Source organism: Alkalispirochaeta alkalica DSM 8900 (assembly GCF_000373545.1).
GTDB lineage: Bacteria > Spirochaetota > Spirochaetia > DSM-27196 > Alkalispirochaetaceae > Alkalispirochaeta > Alkalispirochaeta alkalica.
In genome coordinates, this window is record NZ_KB891738.1 from 1 (window position 1) to 2,992 (window position 2,992).

The 2,992-nt window shown below is 57.1% G+C and carries 3 protein-coding genes; all 3 read left to right on the forward strand.

Going from position 1 to position 2,992, the window contains the following annotated elements:
* The coding region (locus B071_RS18645) for a hypothetical protein (protein WP_215730298.1) at positions 1 to 2,067 on the forward strand (2,067 nt) is incomplete at its 5' end.
* Between the two features lie 15 nt (positions 2,068 to 2,082).
* Positions 2,083 to 2,520 carry a hypothetical protein gene (locus B071_RS0112060; protein WP_018527333.1) on the forward strand — a complete coding sequence of 146 codons (438 nt, stop codon included), beginning with the start codon at positions 2,083 to 2,085 and terminating at the stop codon, positions 2,518 to 2,520.
* Positions 2,521 to 2,534: 14 nt separating this feature from the next.
* The gene (locus tag B071_RS0112065; protein ID WP_018527334.1) at positions 2,535 to 2,933 is read left to right on the forward strand and encodes a hypothetical protein; all 399 of its coding nucleotides are present in this window, start codon (positions 2,535 to 2,537) and stop codon (positions 2,931 to 2,933) included.
* Positions 2,934 to 2,992: the final 59 nt, after the last annotated feature.

The window sequence follows — 2,992 nt, forward strand, 5'->3', positions numbered from 1 at the left end:
TACGACGGGCCGATCTACATTCACACCAGCATCCCCCACGCGGGCACCTCCGCCGCTCCCGCCCCCCGGACGATCTACTACCGGGTGCGCCGGGTGTCGCTTGAGCAGGGTGACGCGAGCCCCTGGTCTGTCGTGGAATCGGCGCAGACCAGGCCGATGGAAGGTGGCGACTTGGCCGAACAGGCCATCAGCGGTGAGAAGCTTGCGGATAACGCTGTCACCTCGGGAAAGATTGCGGAATCAGCGGTTAGCACGGAGAAAATTGCAAATGATGCGGTCTCCTCGGCAAAACTCGCGAATGAGGCAGCTACTGAGGCAAAGATAGCAGCCGGGGCGGTAACAGAGACGCGCATAGCCGATAATGCGGTCACAACACCGAAACTGGTGGCCGGAGCGGTGGAGGCGGAGAAGATCGCCGCCGGGGCTGTTATTGCCACAAAAATTGCAGCAGGAGCCGTCGAGGCTGCCAAGATTGCAGCCGGGGCTGTCACTACAGAGAAGCTGGACGCCCTGGCGGTAACGGCCCAGAAGATTGCAGCGGGGGCTGTCTTGTCTGAAAAGCTCTCGGTGATCGCTCGGGACTACATCAACCCTGTGAGCAGAACAAAGCACCTCAGGGGGTGGGGTAACTTCCGTGAGGACGGCTCTGGATCCTCTTCCAGACTGGCCTACGACGCCGGAGAGAACGCCATCCGGTTTACCGCCGACGGAAATCATGCCTACACCTCGCAGGCGTTCCTCCTGGATCACAACAAGATCTATCGCTTGCAGTTCAAGGTCAAGAAAAGTCCCGCTGCCGGACGATGGTACTGCGGGGTTTTCCGGACTTCCGGTCCTTCCCATGGGACAGAATCGAATCGCTCCGGCGGGCCTTGGAGACGGTATGGGACGAATCGGGTTGAGCAGTCGCAGTCGACCAATGCCTATTTCTATTCATCGGCAGATGTCTCCTCCTCCTGGCGAGCGTATACGGTGTACATCATCGGGGCGGATCGCAACGTTGATGACTGTCCGGATCATTCGGGGATTGGCCTAGGCTCCCCCTACATCCAGGCGACAGAGGACGTGGAGTGGGCGGGCCTTCGGTTTCTGAACTGGAGTAATTCCGGGGTTAGCCGTTCCCTTTTCGTCAAGGATATATCGCTGGTCGAGGTGGGAGCTGGGCAAATCGTAGCGGAGAATATCAAGGCGGGTGAGATTAACGCTACGCATATCTCGGTGAATAGTCTGGCCGCCATATCGGCAAACCTCGGCACAATCACCGCTGGGAAGCTGGAGGCCCCGGTGGTGCCGGAGTATTTCAATCTGGACCTCACCAATCGCCGGTTCACCTTCGCCTCGACGGACGGGACGAAGGGGCTTTTCTTCGCCAACAACGACCTGGAGATCCGCAACGTGGACGTCCAGATCAACACGGCTGACGTGACCGTGGAGCGCGGGAGCGACAAGACCGTGGTGTCGGCGGGGACGGTTACTACTACGGGGAGGGTTGTTGCAGGGGGGACCACATACTCGGACTCTCATGTTTTCCAAGCCCGGGTAAACGCCAGTAATAGATTCGGGCTCTACATCAAAAATTATGACGCAGTCGGGGCCGGGGCCTGGATTGCTGCCCCGGGGCTGGCCTTAATAGTTGATTGCCAGGTGAATGACCGGACGCTTATCGCGCGAGAGGGGAAGGTCGGTATTAAGGCGGGAAGCTCCCCCGAAGCAACACTCCACGTCGGCGGGGATACCAGAATTGATGGGCCCCTGCGGACACGCGCACATCGCACCGAATATTACACTTGGCACGAAGCTGATCATCCTCGATCGTGGTGGTGGTCTAGGTTGGCGTGGCTCATCCCCAACACGGGCGATTGGACAACTATGCACGGGCTCGTCCTCGCATGGGAGAACTCAACGAATATCGGCGGCAGAGCCCTTGTTTCGGTTGCATATGCGTACAGGACTGATGAGACAACGATAAGCATAAGAGGTCATCGGTCTACTGCTGACAGAGCTATCGTAATTACAATAACAAATGATTCAACACGTGCCACACACAAGGCAGCTGTAGCTTGGTAAAGAAAGGAGGAACAGATGGGAATAGTGAAAAAAATATGCAAAGAAAAAAACTCCGCTGGAATAGACCTGTCAGAGGCATATCTCAAGGTGGAACATGTTGAATATGATATTAACAAGGATATTGTCAGAATTATCGTAAACGTGTTTGCGGAGCATTCCGCCTCGGAATATGCAAAGGAAGTTCATGCTCGTATAGATAAGCTTGTTGAGAAAAGAAGCTCGGAGAATGAACTGGAGAAATATCAAGAAAGAGGGTTTGAATCTAAAAGGGCTTACGAGGCTTATTTAGAGGATAAACTGGAGAATATCAACCACGTTTCGGCGCTCGCTTCGTTGCCGATTAACGTCCCCCTCTCTGTTGTGCCGACAAAAGGGACCCGGGCCGAAATACTCAAGAACATTTACGAGTACCTCCACACCTTGCCGGAATTTGCCGGTGGCAAAAAATACTGAAAGCGAGGAACCCCATGACGAAGACCCAGACGAAACCCCTGACGATAGCGACCCTCCTGGAAGCGGAGAAGGGCATCAAGGCGATCCAGGAGATGAAGCTCCCGGCACGGACGGCGCTGACCGTCCGGACCATGAGCAGGAAAATAGCCGTGCACCTTGACGACTACCGCCAGGCCCTAAAGGCCTGGGCCGACAGCGAGGGGACCGAGGGGAAGCTGATCCGTGATCTGACCCCGGAGCAGCAGCGGTACTACAGCGAACTCTTGCTGTCCCCGGTGGAGCCCGACTGGACGCCCCTGGAGGGCGAGGACCTGGGGGACGCAGAGATCACCCCGCAGGAACTGGAGGATCTAATCCAGGCGGGGGTGCTCCGCGATCCTGATGAGGAGGCCCCGGCGATAGAACCCGAGTGATCCGGGCCGAGCGGGGCCGGCAGAGTACCCCGCATTGCACGACCTTGGGAGGGGAGCCG